Source organism: Enterobacter huaxiensis (genome assembly GCF_003594935.2).
GTDB lineage: Bacteria > Pseudomonadota > Gammaproteobacteria > Enterobacterales > Enterobacteriaceae > Enterobacter > Enterobacter huaxiensis.
The window spans coordinates 310,566-327,068 of record NZ_CP043342.1 but is presented as its reverse complement, the minus strand read 5'-3'; the positions used below and the strand labels follow the sequence as shown (position 1 = coordinate 327,068).

General features: G+C 58.4%; 16 protein-coding genes. 3 read left to right on the top strand and 13 right to left on the bottom strand.

All coding sequences use genetic code 11. From position 1 onward, the window contains the following. Positions 1–169: 169 nt before the first annotated feature. Positions 170–1,273 (bottom strand): aspartate-semialdehyde dehydrogenase, encoded by a 1,104-nt coding sequence (gene asd, locus D5067_RS01550; RefSeq protein WP_119937579.1) that lies wholly within the window; start codon positions 1,271–1,273, stop codon positions 170–172. Positions 1,274–1,450: 177 nt separating this feature from the next. On the opposite strand from asd, the gene D5067_RS01545 reads away from it, so the two are divergent. Beyond that, complete coding sequence (locus D5067_RS01545) at positions 1,451–2,044, top strand: YhgN family NAAT transporter (protein ID WP_119937578.1); 594 nt, start codon at positions 1,451–1,453, stop codon at positions 2,042–2,044. A gap of 508 nt (positions 2,045–2,552) precedes the next feature. Here the strand turns inward: D5067_RS01545 and gntU are convergent. The 5 genes from gntU to D5067_RS01520 all read right to left on the bottom strand — a co-directional run bounded on the left by gntU (position 2,553) and on the right by D5067_RS01520 (position 7,495). Beyond that, complete coding sequence (gene gntU / locus D5067_RS01540) at positions 2,553–3,893, bottom strand: gluconate transporter (protein ID WP_010436459.1); 1,341 nt, start codon at positions 3,891–3,893, stop codon at positions 2,553–2,555. 3 nt (positions 3,894–3,896) lie between these two features. Then, positions 3,897–4,424, bottom strand: a complete 528-nt coding sequence (gntK, locus tag D5067_RS01535) for a gluconokinase (protein ID WP_119937577.1) — start codon at positions 4,422–4,424, stop codon at positions 3,897–3,899. A gap of 126 nt (positions 4,425–4,550) precedes the next feature. Then, on the bottom strand, positions 4,551–5,546 hold the full coding sequence (gntR, locus tag D5067_RS01530) for a gluconate operon transcriptional repressor GntR (protein WP_089598541.1): 996 nt from the start codon (positions 5,544–5,546) through the stop codon (positions 4,551–4,553). 91 nt (positions 5,547–5,637) lie between these two features. Next, positions 5,638–6,333, bottom strand: coding sequence for a pirin family protein (locus tag D5067_RS01525; protein WP_003861565.1), 696 nt, complete (start codon positions 6,331–6,333; stop codon positions 5,638–5,640). A gap of 124 nt (positions 6,334–6,457) precedes the next feature. Beyond that, the gene (locus D5067_RS01520) at positions 6,458–7,495 is read right to left on the bottom strand and encodes an oxidoreductase (RefSeq protein WP_119937576.1); all 1,038 of its coding nucleotides are present in this window, start codon (positions 7,493–7,495) and stop codon (positions 6,458–6,460) included. 255 nt (positions 7,496–7,750) lie between these two features. Here D5067_RS01520 and yhhY point away from each other — a divergent pair, with 255 nt between their 5' ends. Further along, a complete protein-coding gene (yhhY, locus tag D5067_RS01515; protein WP_119937575.1) occupies positions 7,751–8,239 on the top strand; it encodes an N-acetyltransferase in 489 nt (162 codons plus the stop codon). A gap of 91 nt (positions 8,240–8,330) precedes the next feature. On the opposite strand, the gene ggt is transcribed toward yhhY, so the two are convergent. Further along, positions 8,331–10,076 (bottom strand): gamma-glutamyltransferase, encoded by a 1,746-nt coding sequence (gene ggt, locus D5067_RS01510; RefSeq protein ID WP_199746147.1) that lies wholly within the window; start codon positions 10,074–10,076, stop codon positions 8,331–8,333. Positions 10,077–10,199: 123 nt separating this feature from the next. On the opposite strand from ggt, the gene D5067_RS01505 reads away from it, so the two are divergent. Then, positions 10,200–10,580: a DUF2756 family protein gene (locus D5067_RS01505; protein ID WP_119937574.1), complete on the top strand. Its 381-nt coding sequence runs from the start codon at positions 10,200–10,202 to the stop codon at positions 10,578–10,580. Here the strand turns inward: D5067_RS01505 and ugpQ are convergent. From ugpQ to livF, 6 genes are all read right to left on the bottom strand, one after another. Further along, positions 10,561–11,310: a glycerophosphodiester phosphodiesterase gene (gene ugpQ, locus D5067_RS01500; RefSeq protein ID WP_119937573.1), complete on the bottom strand. Its 750-nt coding sequence runs from the start codon at positions 11,308–11,310 to the stop codon at positions 10,561–10,563. The genes D5067_RS01505 and ugpQ overlap by 20 nt on opposite strands. Then, complete coding sequence (locus tag D5067_RS01495) at positions 11,307–12,377, bottom strand: sn-glycerol-3-phosphate import ATP-binding protein UgpC (protein WP_119937572.1); 1,071 nt, start codon at positions 12,375–12,377, stop codon at positions 11,307–11,309. The genes ugpQ and D5067_RS01495 overlap by 4 nt, the downstream gene beginning before the upstream one ends. 1 nt (position 12,378) lies before the next feature. Beyond that, on the bottom strand, positions 12,379–13,224 hold the full coding sequence (gene ugpE, locus D5067_RS01490) for a sn-glycerol-3-phosphate ABC transporter permease UgpE (protein ID WP_119937571.1): 846 nt from the start codon (positions 13,222–13,224) through the stop codon (positions 12,379–12,381). Further along, a complete protein-coding gene (gene ugpA / locus D5067_RS01485; protein WP_119937570.1) occupies positions 13,221–14,108 on the bottom strand; it encodes a sn-glycerol-3-phosphate ABC transporter permease UgpA in 888 nt (295 codons plus the stop codon). The genes ugpE and ugpA overlap by 4 nt, the downstream gene beginning before the upstream one ends. Positions 14,109–14,213: 105 nt before the next feature. Then, complete coding sequence (gene ugpB, locus D5067_RS01480; RefSeq protein WP_119937569.1) at positions 14,214–15,530, bottom strand: sn-glycerol-3-phosphate ABC transporter substrate-binding protein UgpB; 1,317 nt, start codon at positions 15,528–15,530, stop codon at positions 14,214–14,216. A 259-nt stretch (positions 15,531–15,789) separates the two neighbouring features. Beyond that, positions 15,790–16,503: a high-affinity branched-chain amino acid ABC transporter ATP-binding protein LivF gene (livF, locus tag D5067_RS01475; RefSeq protein WP_119937568.1), complete on the bottom strand. Its 714-nt coding sequence runs from the start codon at positions 16,501–16,503 to the stop codon at positions 15,790–15,792.

The following is a 16,503-nucleotide window of genomic DNA, read 5'->3' as shown; positions in this document are numbered from 1 at the left end:
AACGGGCATCCACTCAGCCCCGTCCTAACCTCAGGTAAGAAACAAATCTTCCTTAAAGCATAGCCAACGCTCTACATGACTCCTGATAAAAAATAAGACATATGCGTTTTACTCCATGTAGTACGCAAAAAAAGGGGGTGAAAATCACCCCCTTGTAGTTAACAAATTATTACGCCAGCTGGCGCAGCATGCGGCGCAGCGGTTCGGCGGCCCCCCACAGGAGCTGGTCGCCGACGGTGAACGCGGAGAGGTACTCCGGCCCCATGTTCAGCTTACGCAGGCGGCCAACCGGGGTGGTCAGCGTGCCTGTCACGGCTGCCGGGGTCAGTTCACGCATGGTGATATCGCGATCGTTTGGCACCACTTTCGCCCACGGGTTATGCGCAGCCAGCAGCTCTTCCACGGTCGGAATAGACACATCTTTTTTCAGTTTAATGGTGAAGGCCTGGCTGTGGCAGCGCAGCGCGCCGATACGCACGCACAGGCCGTCAACCGGGATCGCCGACGCGGTATTGAGGATTTTGTTGGTCTCAGCCTGGCCCTTCCACTCTTCGCGGGTCTGGCCGTTATCCAGCTGTTTGTCGATCCACGGGATCAGGCCACCGGCCAGCGGTACGCCGAAGTTGTCCACCGGCAGCTCGCCGCTGCGGGTCAGCTGGGTGACTTTACGTTCGATATCGAGAATAGCGGACGCCGGGTTTGCCAGCTCGGCTGCGACGCTCTGGTGCAGCTGGCCCATCTGGGTCAGCAGCTCGCGCATATGGCGCGCGCCGCCGCCGGACGCGGCCTGGTAGGTCGCCACGGAGACCCACTCCACCAGATCCTGCGCGAACAGGCCGCCCAGGGACATCAGCATCAGGCTAACGGTACAGTTGCCGCCGACAAAGGTTTTCACGCCGTTGTTCAGGCCGTCGGTAATCACGCCCTGGTTAACCGGGTCGAGAATGATGATGGCATCGTCTTTCATACGCAGCGAAGAGGCCGCGTCAATCCAGTAGCCCTGCCAGCCGCTTTCACGCAGCTTTGGATAGATTTCGTTGGTATAATCGCCGCCCTGACACGTGACAATAATGTCGAGTGCCTTCAGCGCTTCCAGATCGTAAGCATCCTGCAACGTGCCTGTGGTACCACCAAAGGACGGTGCAGCCTGGCCGAGCTGGGAAGTGGAGAAGAAGACCGGGCGGATAGCGTCGAAATCGCGCTCTTCAACCATGCGTTGCATGAGTACAGAGCCGACCATACCGCGCCAGCCGATAAAACCAACGTTTTTCATAGCATTTATTTCCTGCAGAGGGTGTGTGCTGTTTGTGCAAGCCAGTATTGAACTGGGATATGCTTCACATTACAAAATGCTGCCAAAGTCGCAAGCGAAATTAATCGATGATTGCCCGGCAATCAGAAATACAGCTAATCATCATAATAACCATAGAGAGTTTCAGGGATAATTTACATGAGTGAAATCATTTCCGCGGCGGTTTTATTGATCCTGATAATGGATCCACTCGGAAACCTGCCCATCTTCATGTCGGTGCTAAAGCACACCGAGCCGAAGCGCCGTCGGGCGATCATGATCCGCGAGCTGCTCATCGCTCTGGTGGTGATGTTTATCTTCCTGTTTGCCGGGGAGAAGATCCTCGCGTTCCTGAACTTACGCGCTGAAACGGTCTCGATTTCGGGCGGGATTATTCTGTTCCTGATTGCCATCAAAATGATTTTCCCAAGCGCCGAAGGCAGCAGCAGCGGCCTGCCTGCGGGTGAAGAGCCGTTCATCGTGCCGCTGGCGATCCCGCTGGTCGCCGGGCCGACCATTCTGGCGACGCTGATGCTGCTGTCGCACCAGTACCCGAATCAAATGAGCCATCTGGTGATTGCCCTGCTGATTGCCTGGGGCGGGACGTTTATCATCCTGCTGCAGTCGTCGCTGTTCCTGCGCCTGCTGGGCGAGAAAGGGGTGAACGCGCTGGAGCGCCTGATGGGGCTGATTCTGGTGATGATGGCGACGCAGATGTTCCTGGACGGGATCCGGGCATGGATGAAGGGCTAGAAAGGTAAATGCAAAACGGCAATCTAAGATTGCCGTTATTAGTGTTTGCTCCCTCTTCCTGTGGGAGTGGGAGAAAACCGAGTGACTTGTAGGTCGGGTAAGCGCAAGCGCCACCCGACAAAATACGACCTCTGCGGCCTGATGCCCTCACCCCAACCCTCTCCCACAGGGAGAGGGAGAAAACCGAGTGACCTGTAGGTCGGGTAAGCGCAAGCGCCACCTGACAAAATACGACCTCCGCGGCCTGATGCCCTCACCCCAACCCTCTCCCACAGGGAGAGGGAGAAAACCGAGTGACCTGTAGGTCGGGTAAGCGCAAGCGCCACCCGACAATATACGACCACTGTGGTCTGAAGCCCTCACCCCAACCCTCTTCCACAGGGAGTGGGAGAAAACCGAGTGACCTGTAGGTCGGGTAAGCGCAAGCGCCACCCGACAAAATACGGCCTCTGCGGCCTGATGCCCTCACCCCAACCCTCTTACACAGGGAATGGGAGAAAACCAGGAGTTAGCTCAGCAGCGTAAACGCAATCATCCCGACGATCGCACCCGTCGTGCCGAGGATGGTTTCCATCAGCGTCCAGGTTTTCAGGGTTTGCGCTTCGGTCGCGCCGGTAAATTTACCGAACAGCCAGAAGCCCGCGTCGTTCACGTGGGATACCACAATCGAACCGCCCGCGATACAGATAGAGAGCGCCGCCATCTGCGCACCGGAGTAGTTCAGCTGTTCAATCACCGGCATCACCAGGCCCACGGCAGTCAAGCATGCGACGGTCGCAGAGCCCTGGATGATACGCACCGCCGCGGCCAGCACGAAGCAGGTGACCGCAATTGGCAGGCCCATCCCGGTCAGCGCTTCGCCCAGCGCAGGACCCACGCCGGAATCCACCAGCACCTGCTTGAACACGCCACCGGCACCGATCACCAGCAGGATGATACCCGCAGGCTGCAGCGCGGCGCCGCAGATCTCCATCACGCGGTCTTTTGGCATCCCCTGACGCATCGCCAGGCCGTAAATCGCCACCAGACAGGCCACCAGGATCGCCGTAAACGGGTGGCCGATAAACTCAAACCACTCGTAGGCGCTGGAACCGACCGGCACAAAGCGCGCGGCGATGGTTTTCAGACCCACCAGCACCAGCGGGAGCAGGATCAGCGACAGGCTGAAGCCGAAGGACGGCATTTTGCCCTCGCCCAGGTGCGGCTCGGTGATGTCGTCAGGAATGTGCAGCTCAACGTAGCGGCTGATGAAGTTACCCCACAGCGGACCGGCGATAATCATCCCCGGGATCGCGGCGCACAGGCCAATCAGGATCATCCAGCCAAAGTCGGCGTGCATTTGTGACGCCAGCAGCATCGGCGCAGGCCCCGGCAGCAGGAACGCCGCCGCAGCCGCCACGCCCGCAAACAGCGGTATGACCAGCTTCACGAGGTTAGTGCCGGTGTGGCGCGCCATCGAGAACGCGACGCTAATCAGCAGCACCACCGCCACCTCGAAGAACAGCGGCAGCGCGCAAATCAGACCGGCCAGGCCAATCGCGTAGTGCGCGCGGCTGTGCCCGAAGGATTTCAGCATTTTGACGGCAATCTGATCGACCGCGCCCGTCTCGTGCAAAATCTTGCCGAACATCGCGCCGAGCGCGACCACAATCGCCAGGAAGCCCAGCGTGCCGCCCATCCCTTTTTCCATGGTCGCTGCGATTTTATCGAGCGGCATACCGGAAAAGAGACCTGCACCAATAGAAACCACCATCAAAGCAACGAAGGCATGCATACGCGCCTTCATCACTAAAAACAGCAGCAGCAACACGGAACCTACTGCTGTCAAAACAAGCGTTAATGTACTCAAAACTTACTGCCTTTTATTAATGACCTCGATGGTGCTGGCAACAACACCGTCAAGCGGCTGATCGATATCAACCACCAATACGTCCTGCTCATCCGCACCCGGCTCCTGCAGCGCTTCAAACTGCGTGACCAGCATCTGGGTTTTGAAGAAGTGGCCTTTACGCGCCTTCAGACGGCTTTCAATGACGTCGAAATCGCCCTTCAGATAGATGAAGGAGAGGTTCGGGTTGCCGTCGCGCAGCAGGTCGCGGTAGGTTTTTTTCAGCGCGGAACAGACGATCAGGGAAACTTTGTTGGTGCGCTGCATGGCGAACGCGGCGTCGTTCAGCGCCTGCAGCCACGGTTTGCGATCGTCGTCGTTCAGCGGCTCGCCTGCGGCCATTTTGATGATGTTGCTGCGCGGATGAAGGAAGTCGCCATCAAGAAACGCGGCATGAAGTTGATGCGCCACTTCGCTGGCTACGGCCGATTTACCGCTACCGGACACGCCCATCAGGACGTAAACGTGGTGATCGTGATTAGTCGTGCTCAAAGGGTGTCCCTCAGTCAATTGTTACGGGTAACAGTTATCGGTAACATTGTCCTGCCGGGGCAAAAGAGAAGCAATATCCAAACGTGCGCGAAGTGAATAAGTGTGAGCTACTTCAAATTTGTCAGATTAAATAGATCCGCCCGGTGACAAGGTGAAACCTAAATCTAACATTTTAGGGGTAACTGCCTCACCTCGAATGCGCGCCAGCAGGCGTTCTGCACCAATGCGGCCCATGCGCTCGCGCGGAGTCAGGACGCTCGCAAGACGCGGCTCCATTACCTGGCCAATGTCATGGCCGTGGAAACCGGCAATCGCCATATCGTCAGGGATCTTAAGCCCCAGACGCTGACACTCAAACGCCGCGCCGACCGCAAGGTCATCGTTGGTACAGAAAATACCGTCCAGTTGCGGATACTCGCGTCGCGCCTGACGCATCAGCTCAATACCCGACGTATAGGAGGAGGATTGCTCCACCATCACGCTATACGGCGTTAAGCCAGCGTCGAGCATCGCCTGCTCGTATCCCTTCTGTTTGATGATAGTACGTTCATCCAGACGCGCACCCAGGTAGGCGATATGACGATGCCCACGGGCGATGATGGCCGCCGTCATCTGGCGTGCCGCTTCGAAGTTATCAAAGCCCACGGCGATATCGAGACACGGCGACTGGCTGTCCATCAGCTCCACCACCGGAATACCGGCCACTTCGATCATTTTCAGCGTGCGGGCGGTGTGGGTACGTTCCGTTAAAATCAGGCCGTCGATGTTCCAGGAAAGCATGGATTCAAGACGTTCTTCTTCCAGTTCCGGCTTGTACCCGTAGTGCGCGAGCATGGTCTGATAGCCAAAGGCATCGGTCACGCTTTCAATACCGCGTAACACCTCGGCGAAAACCTGGTTGGTCAAGGAAGGAAGCAGGACGCCCACCGCACGGCTGGTCGCATTGGAGAGAATATCGGGTGCGCGGTTGGGGATATAGCCCAGTTCATCAAGAGCGGCAGCAATCTTGCCACGCAGCGCCACGGAAACCTGTTCCGGGTTACGTAAAAAACGGCTGACCGTCATTTTGGTCACACCGACGCGATCGGCGACATCCTGAAGTACGGGGCGTTTCTTTTTCATCGTCCTGAGAAATCTTGAAGTGAGAGATTTTCTCAGTTTATCACGGACAAAGCTCAACCTTCCCCGTTTAAAGGGAAGGTTGAGAAATTATTTATACCGGCGGCAGGTCAAACAGCAGGATTTCGCTTTCGCTATCCGCATGTACGGACAGGGCTTGCTCATCCCATACGGCCAGGCCGTCCGCCGTGGTGGCTTTGGTGCCGTTGATAGACACTTCACCTTTCACCACCTGGATCCAGACGCGGCGGTTGGCGGCAATCTGGTGGACAGACTGTTCGTCTTTTGCCAGCGCCCAGCGGTACAGTTCCATATCCTGATGCACCTTCAGGGAACCTTCACGCGCATCCGGGGACAGCACCAGCTGTTTGCCCTGTTTCGCGTCGAAGCGGCGCTGCTCGTAGCGCGGCGTGATGCCGGTCTCTTCTGGAATGATCCAGATTTGATACAGGTGCAGTTTTTCCGTTTTGCTCGGGTTGTACTCAGAGTGACGCACCCCGGTACCCGCGCTCATAATCTGGAACTCACCCGCCGGCACCTGCTCTTTGTTGCCCATGCTGTCCTGGTGCTCAACCGCCCCTTCCAGCACATAGGTCAGGATTTCCATGTCTTTGTGCGGGTGGGTACCGAAGCCCTGGCCTGCATCAATCACGTCATCGTTAATGACGCGCAGTGCGGAGAAGCCCATGAAGTTCGGGTCGTAGTAGTCGGCAAACGAGAATGAATGCCATGAGTCCAGCCAGCCATGATTCGCGTGACCACGTTCGTTTGCTTTGCGTAAGTAGATCATTGTTTTTCACCCTCAGTTCGTTTCGATGGAGTAAGTGTGGACGCAAACCGCCGGGGATCATAGAGGGTGAAAATTGACTCCTCTGTTCAAAAATTATGAACAAGCGCAGAGGAGCCTGTTTTGCTTATTTCGCAAGGGTTACCGTGGCAGGAGAAGCCTGCTCGAAGGCGCGCTCAAGGATTTCCAGGTTGGTCAAAACGTCAGATTCCTTGACGTAATTCGGCACGCCGTGAGCGATCGTCTCAAACAGCGCATCGTATACGCGACCGTAGTCGCCCGCTTCGGGCTTCAGCTCTTCTCTGACCGTCACGCCCTCGTCGTTCACATACTCCAGCACGCCCACGGAATCATCCGCCGCAAAGCCCGGTTCGCCCGGCATGATGTTAGCCTTCAGGCTGGTCTCCTGCTGGTCGATGCCGTACTTGATAAACGAGCCTTTGGTGCCGTGAACGATAAACCTGGGATAGTCGATTTTCACCAGATGGCTGGTTTTGACGATGGCCTTCAGGTCGCCGTAGAACAGCTGCGCCTCGAAGGTATCGTCCGGGTTGGCTTTATTGCGCAGGCTGCGGATGTCATACGCCACGTGATCCGGGCGGCCAAACAGGGAGATGATCTGGTCCATGGTGTGCACGCCGAGGCCATAGAATGAGCCGTCCTGCGGCAGCCCGGGCTGGGTTTCCGCCACCGGGCGGTAGTAATCGAAGTGGCTTTCGATCTCCACGATGTCGCCCAGCCTGCCGCTCTCAATCGCCTTTTTCGCCGTCAGGAAGCAGCTGTCAAAGCGACGGTTCTGGTACGGCGTGACGGTCAGCCCTTTGCTTTTTGCCAGCGCGAACAGCTCTTTTGCTTCGGCAATCGTTGGGGTGAACGGCTTTTCCACCAGCACGTTTTTGCCTGCTTCCAGCGCGCGTTTTGCGTACTCAAAGTGGCTGTCGGCATGGGTACAGACAATGACCAGGTTCACCTGCGGGTCGCTAAGAACCTCGTCAAGATCGCTGGTGAAATGAATATGGGAATACTGCGGGGATTGTTCTTCCGGCTTCGCGCGGCGCCGGTAGACGTGGGCAACGTGCCAGCTGTCTTTACGGTTGACAACGTACGGTAGGTGATAGCGGGTGGTGCTTTTACCAAATCCAATAAATGCACAGTTCAGGGTCATGGCTCAGTCCTTTTTAAGGTTACTGAGTCTAACCATAACAAAAAAAAAGCCAGCGAGAAGCTGGCTAAAGTAATACTGGAAGCAATGTGAGCAATGTCGTGCTTTCAGGTTCCCGTAGCGGTCTTCCTGAATGCAGAGCAATAATAATCATTCTCATTCGCACTTGTCTACCCTTTTTTGCAAAAATTAGCGGTTGACTCAAATTTTAAAGTCATTGATGTTGGAAAGGACGCTTAACTGACTGAGGAACAAGGAATGAGTGAGATAGTGATACGCCACGCTGAGCCGAAAGATGCCGAAGCCCTGCGCCAGAACTACATGCATCCTGGGGTGTATCACGACACGCTACAGCTACCTCATCCTTCCCTTGAGCACTGGCAGGAACGCCTTACCCCTAAACCTGGACAAAAACGTCTGGTCGCCTGCATTGACGAGAGCATCGTCGGTGACCTGGCGCTGCAGGTTGAACCCAACCCGCGACGCAGCCATGTGGCAACGTTTGGCATCAGCGTTGCGGCGCATGCGCAGGGGAGCGGCGTCGGGAGCGCGCTCATGCGCGAGATGATCAACCTGTGCGATAACTGGCTGCGCATCGAGCGTATTGAGTTAACGGTTTTTGCCGATAACCCTGCTGCCCTGGCGCTGTACCGGAAGTTTGGTTTTGAAATCGAAGGGACGGGCAGGAAATTTGCCCTGCGCAACGGCGAGTATGTGGATGCGCATTATATGGCGCGGATGAAGTAGTTTGTTGCCCTCACCCTAACCCTCTCCCACAGGGAGAGGGAATGAAAAACGTAGGCCGGGTAAGGCGAAGCCGCCACCCGGCAACAACACATCAATATCCCGCTGTTAAATCATCCACCGAACGCGGGTCCGACGCGCCAAACAGCGCCCCGTCCGGCCCGACCATAATGCTCTGGGTGCTGCCCATCGCCTCTTTCACCGCCACTTTTTGCCCGCGCTGTTCAAGCAGCCTGATCGTATCCGGGCTAAAGCCCTTCTCAACGCGCAGCTCGTCCGGCAGCCACTGGTGGTGGAAACGAGGGGCGTTGGTCGCTTCGGCAACGTTCATTCCAAAGTCGATGCTGTTCACCACCATCTGCAGCACGGTGGTGATAATTCGGCTGCCGCCCGGGCTGCCGGTCACCAGCCAGGTCTTACCGTCTTTCACCACGATGGTGGGCGACATTGACGACAGCGGGCGCTTCTTCGGCCCGACGGCGTTGGCGTCACCGCCCACCAGCCCGTAGACGTTCGGCACGCCCGGCTTGGCGGAGAAGTCATCCATCTCGTTGTTCAGCAGAATGCCGCTGTTGCCCGCCACAATCCCGGTACCGAAGGTGGTGTTGAGCGTGTACGTCACCGCCACCGCGTTACCGTCTTTATCCACCACCGAGAAGTGGGTGGTCTGGTTGCTTTCATACGGGGCCAGCTTGCCGGGGCGGATCTCGCTTGACGGTTTGGCCTTGTTGATGTCGATCTCATCGGCAATGGATTTGGCATAGGCCTTGTTGGTCAGCGCCTGCCACGGCACCTTCACAAAGTCCGGATCGCCGAGGTACTCCGAGCGGTCGGCATAGGCGCGTTTTTCCGCTTCCGCCATGACCTGCAGGGCGTCCGCGCTGCCGAAGCCGAACTTGTGCATATCGAAGTTTTCAAGAATGTTGAGGATCTGCACGATGTGGATCCCGCCGGAGGACGGCGGCGGCATGGAGAAGACCTCGTAGCCGCGATAGGTGCCGCTAATCGGCTCGCGCTCCACCGCTTTGTACTCCGCCAGATCCGCTTTCGTGATTAGCCCACCGTTTTTCTGCATCTCATCGGCGATCTGGTCGGCTATCGCCCCCTTGTAGAACGCGTCAGGGCCGTGCTCCGCAATCCGCTCAAGGCTGGTGGCCAGGTTCTTTTGCACCAGCCTGTCGCCCTTCTTCAGCGGCTCGCCGTCTTTCCAGAAGATCGCCCTGCTGTTTTCGTGATTCGGAATGACTTCGCTGCCGTAGGTTTTAAGATCGTCCGCCAGGGCATCGTTCACCACAAACCCCTCTCTCGCCAGCCTGATGGCGGGCTGCACCACCTTGTTCAGCGGCAGGGTGCCGTATTTTTCCAGCGCCAGCGAGAAGCCCGCGACGGTGCCCGGCGTGCCGGAGGCAAGGTGCGACGTCAGGGATTTCTTGCTGTCCGGGTTGCCCTGGTCGTCAAGGAACATATCGCGGGAGGCCTGGTTTGGCGCCATCTCACGGAAATCGATGGCCGTGGTTTTGCCGTCTTTGGTGCGCAGCATCATAAAACCGCCGCCGCCCAGGTTACCCGCCTGCGGGTGCGTCACCGCAAGCGCGTACCCCACGGCGACCGCCGCATCCACCGCGTTACCGCCCTGCCTGAGGATATCAACGCCCACCTGAGTTGCCAGCGCGTCAACCGACGCCACCATGCCGTGCGTCGCCCGCACGGGATGAAAAACATCTTCCTCCACGCCGTAGGACACTGGCGGAGCCGCCGGCGGATTGGCCGCCACGCTAAACGTGCCGCCTGCCATCAGCGCGGCGATCGCTACCCAGCGCAAAAACGTTGGTTTCATCATTATTGTTCTCCAGGTGAAGGGGTCCATATTCCCCGCTTAAGCCTGGTTCACAACTCCTAAAAAATCATCGTTATGGTGGAATCAGGGTAAACTTAAGAGAAGCCTCAAAAGGAGGAGATGACAATGAAACGCTTACTGATTATTACCGCGCTGCTTCCGTTCGCTGCGCTCGCACAGCCACTCAATACCATGAACAACCCTAACCAGCCGGGGTACGTCATTCCGAGCCAGCAGCGCATGCAGACGGAGATGATGAGCCAACAGCAGCAGCAGAAAGGGATGCTCAATCAGCAGCTGAGAACGCAGACCCAGATGCAGCAGCAGAGCCTGCAAAACCAGATGAACACGAATACGCAGCGTATTCAGCAGGGCCAGGTGCGCGAGCAGCCGCTGCAGAATAAAAACGGCGGGATGTTAGGCGGGGGAAATACGTTAAGCAGCGGCCAGCAGCATATGCTGCCGCCGCAGTCGAACGGCAGTATGCTTAATAATCCGCAGAACTAAAGTCAGGGCCGATGCGGTCAATCGCATCGGTACAAATGCTGTCGACGCCCCAGCGCAGCAGTTCGGCTGCGCGCTGGGGCCTGTTGACGGTGTAAACCAGAATATGCAGCCCCGCCTCTTTCAGCATTTTCACCCGCGCCTCGTCCAGCAGCCTGTGGTTCAGGTGGATCGACACGCAGCCCAAGCGGTTCGTCAGCTCGCGCCAGTCTTCACGCCACTCGTCCAGCAGCAGCCCGCGCGGCAGCTCCGGTACGGCCGCCTGGGCGGCCTCCAGCGCGTCGATTTCAAACGACGACAGCAGCGGCGCGGTCATCCCTTCCCACAGCTCGCGCGCGGCCAGCGCGATGACTTTGCCCGTCAGCGGCCCGGTGCCGGTGGTCGGTTTGATTTCGATGTTGGCCATCATCCCGTGCTGGCGGCAGCGATCGGCCACCTCCGCGAGCAGCGGCAGCGGTTCGCCTTTGAACTCGCCGCTGTACCAGCTTCCGGCGTCCACCTTTAGCAGGTCGCGCCACGGCAGTTCGCCCGCCACGCCCCAGCCGTTGCTGGTGCGCTCGAGGTTGTCGTCGTGCAGCAGGAAAATTTCGCCGTCTTTCGACAGCTTGGCGTCAAATTCGATCATGGTATGACCGTAATGCGCGCCCGTATCGATGGCCGCCAGGGTGTTCTCCGGCGCCAGCTTACCGCCGCCACGGTGGGCGACGACGTGGGGATAAGGCCAGTTGCTCATACTCGTTGTCCTGTTTCACCGTCAAATAAGTGCAGGTGATTCTCCGGAAGATGCAGCCACAGCGTGCTGCCTGCTTTCGGGCGTTCCTGATGCGCGAGGCGAACCACCATTTTTTGTTCACCCCAGCGTCCGTGTGCGAGGTTATCGGCACCCAGCATCTCCAGCGTGTCCATCACCAGCGGCACGCCGCCCTCCGCCTGGGAGGTTAAACCAATATGTTCCGGGCGGATACCGAGCGTCATCTTACGCCCGGCGTAGCCACGATAGTACCAGTTGATCGGCAACGCCATCCCGCTTTCCAGCTCAAAGTGCGTGCCCGCGCTGCTGATGCGCCCCTCCAGCAGGTTCATCGCCGGGCTGCCGATAAAGCTCGCCACAAAGCGAGTGGCCGGTTTCTCGTACACTTCCACCGGGGTGCCAATCTGCTCGGCGATGCCTTTGTTCATCACCATTACGCGCTGGGCGAGCGTCATGGCTTCGACCTGATCGTGGGTAACGTACAGGGACGTGGTTTTGAGACGACGGTGCAGCTGCTGCAGCTCAAGACGCATCTGCACGCGCAGCTTGGCGTCGAGGTTGGAGAGCGGCTCGTCGAACAGGAATACCGCCGGATCGCGCACGATGGCACGCCCCATCGCCACGCGCTGGCGCTGGCCGCCGGAAAGCTCGCGCGGGCGGCGCTTGAGCAGGCCGTCCAGCTCGAGAATGCGCGCAGCCTCCTTCACGCGCTCGTCGATATGGCCTTTTCCCATGCCGCGGATTTTCAGCCCCCAGGCCATATTCTCTTCCACGCTCATGTGCGGATAAAGAGCGTAGTTCTGGAACACCATCGCGATGCCTCTGTCTTTCGGCTCCATCTCGGTGACGCGCTGACGGTCAATCCAGATATCCCCGGACGTCACGCGCTCCAGCCCCGCCACCATGCGCAGCAGCGTGGATTTTCCGCAGCCGGACGGGCCGACCATCACGATAAATTCCCCGTCCGCCACGTCGAGCGTCAGCGGCTGAATAACCTGGGTTTTGCCATCCCAGCTTTTGGTCACTGCCTGTAATTTTAAACCTGCCATCTTATTTCTCACTGTCCACTAAACCACGCACAAACGCACGCTGCATGGCTAAAACGATAACGACCGGGGGGATAAGGGTGAGCAGCATTGCCGCCATCACCTGGTTCCAGAGTGTGGTGCCTTCGCCGGTGGCGATCATGCCTTTGATGCCCGCCACGGCGGTGCCGAGGTTGACGTCCTGAATAATCAGCAGCGGCCACAGATACTGGTTCCAGCCGTAGATAAAGGTGATCACAAACAGCGCCGCGAGGTTGGTTTTCGACAGCGGCAGCACGATGTCGCGGAAGAAGCGCATCGGCGACGCGCCGTCGATTCGCGCCGCTTCAATCAGCTCGTCCGGCAGGGTCATAAAGAACTGGCGGAACAGGAAGGTGGCGGTCGCCGAGGCCATCAGCGGCAGGGTTAAGCCTGCGTAGCTGTCGAGCATCCCAAGGTTGGCAATGACCTCCACCGTCGGGAAGATACGCACCTCCACCGGCAGCATCAAGGTGATGAAGATCATCCAGAAGAAGAGGTTACGCAACGGAAAGCGGAACCAGACGATGGCGAAGGCCGAAAGCATCGACACCGTAATTTTGCCGACCGTAATGCCGAACGCCATGATGAAGCTGTTGAGCATCATCAGCCAGAACGGCGCGCTGTTGGCCCCCACGCCCTGGGTCCAGATGGTCTTCATGTTCTCGAAAAGATGTCCGCCTGGGATCAGCGTCATCGGCGTGTCGAACACCGCTTTGGTGTCCAGCGTGGCGGCAACGAAGGCCACGTACAGGGGGAACAGGATGACGATAATCCCTAAAATCAGCATGGTATGGCTGAAAATCGTCAGCCCGCGACGGTTCTCAATCATTGGTAGCGCACCTTACTTTCAACGTAGCGGAACTGCACCACCGTGAGGATGATGACGAGGAACATCAGCACCACGGACTGCGCGGCAGAGGCAGAGAGATCCAGGCCGGCAAAACCTTCGCGGTAGATCTTATAGATAAGCGTCGTCGTCGCCTGCACCGGGCCGCCCGCGGTGGCCGCGTCGATCACCGGGAAAGTGTCGAAGAAGGCGTACACGAGGTTAACCACCAGCAGGAAGAAACTCACCGGGGCGATCAGCGGCAGCGACAGCCTGAAGAAGCGGCGAACCGGGCCTGCGCCGTCAATTGCCGCGGCTTCCACCAGCGAGCGCGGAATGGACTGCAGCGCGGCAAAGAAGAACAGGAAGTTGTAGCTGATCTGCTTCCACACGGAGGCAAAGACCACCAGGAACATCGCCTGGCCGCTGTTCTGGGCGTGGTTCCAGTCGTAACCCAGTTCGGCCAGGAAATGGGTAATCAGCCCGCGCCCCGGGTTAAACAGGAAGATCCACAGCACGGCCGCCACGGCGGGGGCCACGGCATAGGGCAGCAGCATCAGCGTTTGATAAATACGGCTGCCGCGCACCACGTAGTCGACCAGCGCGGCGAAGAACAGCGAGGCGAGAAGGCCGCTGACGGTCACCAGGGTGCTGAATTTGATCGTCGTCCAGAAGGCGTCGATGTAGTAGCTGTCGTGCCACAGGGCGGCAAAATTCTCCAGACCCACAAACTGGCTGGAAAGCCCGAACGGATCGACGCTTTGTACCGAGTACCACAGCGCTTCGCCCGCAGGCCAGATAAAGAAGATGACGGTGATGACCAGCTGCGGCGCGACCAGCAGGTACGGCAGCCAGCGGGAACGGAACACCGGACGGGATGATGACATAGGTTAGCTCAAGTTGGTTTCCCCTCACCCCCGCCCTCTCCCAAAGGGAGAGGGGGTATACGTTCCCTCTCCCTTTGGGAGAGGGTTAGGGTGAGGGTAAAAAGATTAAGACTTCGTCGACTGCTCAAAGCGGCGCAGCAGCTGATTCCCGCGCTCTACCGCAGAGTCCAGCGCCTGCTGTGGCGTTTTCTTACCGGTCCACACGCTTTCCAGCTCTTCATCCACGATGGTGCGGATCTGCGGCATGTTGCCCAGACGCAGGCCTTTGGTGAACGGCAACGGCGGCTTGTTCAGCATCTGGCGCGTCGCAATGTCCGCCCCTGGGTTCTTGCTGTAGAAGCCCTGCTCGCGGGTCAGGTCGTACGCGGCTTTGGTGATCGGCAGATAGCCGGTCTTCTGGTGCCACTCGGCCGCATTTTCAGGCTTCGCCAGGAAATCCAGGAACTCGGCTACGCCTTTGTAGGTGCCGCTGTCTTTGCCCTGCATCACCCACAGGCTCGCCCCGCCGATGATGGCGTTCTGCGGCGCGCCCTTCACGTCGGCGTCATACGGCATCATGCCCACGCCGTAGTTAAATTTGGCGTAGTGGCGGATATCCGCCAGCGAGCCGGACGAGGCGGTGGTAATGGCGCAGTCGCCGTTGTAGAACTTCTCGGTAGATTCGTCTTTACGGCCGAAGTAGCTGAAGTCGCCCTTCTTGTTGAGTTCCTCCAGCAGCGCGATGTGCTTCACCTGCTCAGGCTTGTTGAACTCCAGTACCGCGTCGGTGCCGTCGAAGCCGTTGTTTTTGGTCGCCACCGGCAGGCCGTGCCAGGCGCTGAAGTTTTCAATCTGGATCCAGCCCTGCCAGCCGCTGGCGTAGCCGCACTTCATCCCTGCCGCTTTCAGCTTCGCGGTGTACTCGGCCAGATCCTGCCAGGTTTTTGGCGGCTGCTCCGGGTCTAAACCGGCTTTCTTGAACGCGTCTTTGTTGTAGTACAGCACCGGGGTGGAGCTGTTAAACGGCTGGGACAGCAGGTGGCCGGTTTTGGAATCGGTGTAGTAACCGGAAACGGTCGGCACGAACTGTGATTCGTCGAAGTTGATGCCCGCATCTTTGAACACTTCGTAGACCGGCTTGATGGCTTTAGAGGCCATCATGGTGGCGGTGCCCACTTCATAAACCTGTAACAGGGCTGGCGCGTTGCCGGTACGGAAGGCGGCGATGCCCGCGCTCAGGCTCTGCTCGTAGTTGCCTTTATACACCGGCACAATTTTGTAATCCGGGTGGGTGTCGTTGAAACGCTGCGCCAGGGAGTCAACCTCTTTACCCAACTCCCCTTCCATAGAGTGCCAGAACGGAATGGTGGTCACAGCCATTGCGTTCGTCGCAAAAGCCAGACCCAGTGCCAGACCCAAAGCTGTGTGTCGTAACGATGTCATTGTCATCTCTCTTATTGTGCCGGATGCGCGATATCACGCGTTTTATGCTCGCGAGGTAACATGACATGCTCGAATGACAGAAAAATAACTGTTTGTTTACAGATAAGTGACAGTCAGGCGTCAGGGGGATGATGGTTGTGTGAAGGGGGTTGGGTGTGTGGTTGGGTGCGGTCTGGTGCCATCACCCCGGCCCTCTCCCACGGGGAGAGGGAGAAAAGCGATCGGTTCCCTCTCCCTTGAGGGAGAGGGGGAAACGCGATCAGCCGCCTAAATACGCGCTCCGCACCGCCTCGTTCGCCAGCAGCGCGTCGCCGGTATCCTCCAGCACCACGCGGCCGTTCTCCAGCACGTAGCCACGGTCGGCGAGCTTCAGCGCCTGGTTGGCGTTCTGCTCGACGAGGAAGATGGTCATCCCCTCTTTACGCAGCTGTTCGATAGTGTCAAAAATCTGCTGGATGATGATCGGCGCCAGGCCGAGCGACGGCTCGTCCAGCAGCAGCAGGCGCGGCTGGCTCATCAGCGCGCGGCCAATCGCCAGCATCTGCTGCTCGCCGCCGGACATGGTGCCCGCACGCTGGATACGGCGCTCCCACAGGCGCGGGAAAAGCTCGTATACCCACTTGATGCGGGTCTGAAACTGGTCGCGGTGGGCGAAGAAGCCGCCCATCGCCAGGTTCTCTTCCACCGTCATGCGGGAAAACACGCGACGCCCTTCCGGCACAATCGCCACCGCTTCGCGCATGATTTTAGCGGTCTGCCAGTCGGTAATGTCTTTATCATCAAACACAATCCGCCCGCTGGTGGCGCGCGGGTCGCCGCACAGGGTGCCGAGCAGCGTGGTTTTACCCGCGCCGTTGGCCCCGATCAGGGTGACGATTTCGCCCTGATTGATGTGCAGGCTGACGTCGTGCAGCGCCTGGATCTTGCCGTAGTGCGCGTTGACCTTGTCAAACGTTAACATCGCTTTTTCCAT

What these genes read in the sequence shown, in the direction of transcription:
- asd (WP_119937579.1), bottom strand. Translation starts at nt 1,273, where the DNA reads ATGAAAAACGTTGGTTTTATCGGCTGGCGCGGTATGGTCGGCTCTGTA.
- D5067_RS01545 (WP_119937578.1), top strand. Translation starts at nt 1,451, where the DNA reads ATGAGTGAAATCATTTCCGCGGCGGTTTTATTGATCCTGATAATGGAT.
- gntR (WP_089598541.1), bottom strand. Translation starts at nt 5,546, where the DNA reads ATGAAAAAGAAACGCCCCGTACTTCAGGATGTCGCCGATCGCGTCGGT.
- D5067_RS01525 (WP_003861565.1), bottom strand. Translation starts at nt 6,333, where the DNA reads ATGATCTACTTACGCAAAGCAAACGAACGTGGTCACGCGAATCATGGC.
- D5067_RS01520 (WP_119937576.1), bottom strand. Translation starts at nt 7,495, where the DNA reads ATGACCCTGAACTGTGCATTTATTGGATTTGGTAAAAGCACCACCCGC.
- yhhY (WP_119937575.1), top strand. Translation starts at nt 7,751, where the DNA reads ATGAGTGAGATAGTGATACGCCACGCTGAGCCGAAAGATGCCGAAGCC.
- ggt (WP_199746147.1), bottom strand. Translation starts at nt 10,076, where the DNA reads ATGATGAAACCAACGTTTTTGCGCTGGGTAGCGATCGCCGCGCTGATG.
- D5067_RS01505 (WP_119937574.1), top strand. Translation starts at nt 10,200, where the DNA reads ATGAAACGCTTACTGATTATTACCGCGCTGCTTCCGTTCGCTGCGCTC.
- ugpQ (WP_119937573.1), bottom strand. Translation starts at nt 11,310, where the DNA reads ATGAGCAACTGGCCTTATCCCCACGTCGTCGCCCACCGTGGCGGCGGT.
- D5067_RS01495 (WP_119937572.1), bottom strand. Translation starts at nt 12,377, where the DNA reads ATGGCAGGTTTAAAATTACAGGCAGTGACCAAAAGCTGGGATGGCAAA.
- ugpE (WP_119937571.1), bottom strand. Translation starts at nt 13,224, where the DNA reads ATGATTGAGAACCGTCGCGGGCTGACGATTTTCAGCCATACCATGCTG.
- ugpA (WP_119937570.1), bottom strand. Translation starts at nt 14,108, where the DNA reads ATGTCATCATCCCGTCCGGTGTTCCGTTCCCGCTGGCTGCCGTACCTG.
- ugpB (WP_119937569.1), bottom strand. Translation starts at nt 15,530, where the DNA reads ATGACATCGTTACGACACACAGCTTTGGGTCTGGCACTGGGTCTGGCT.
- livF (WP_119937568.1), bottom strand. Translation starts at nt 16,503, where the DNA reads ATGGAAAAAGCGATGTTAACGTTTGACAAGGTCAACGCGCACTACGGC.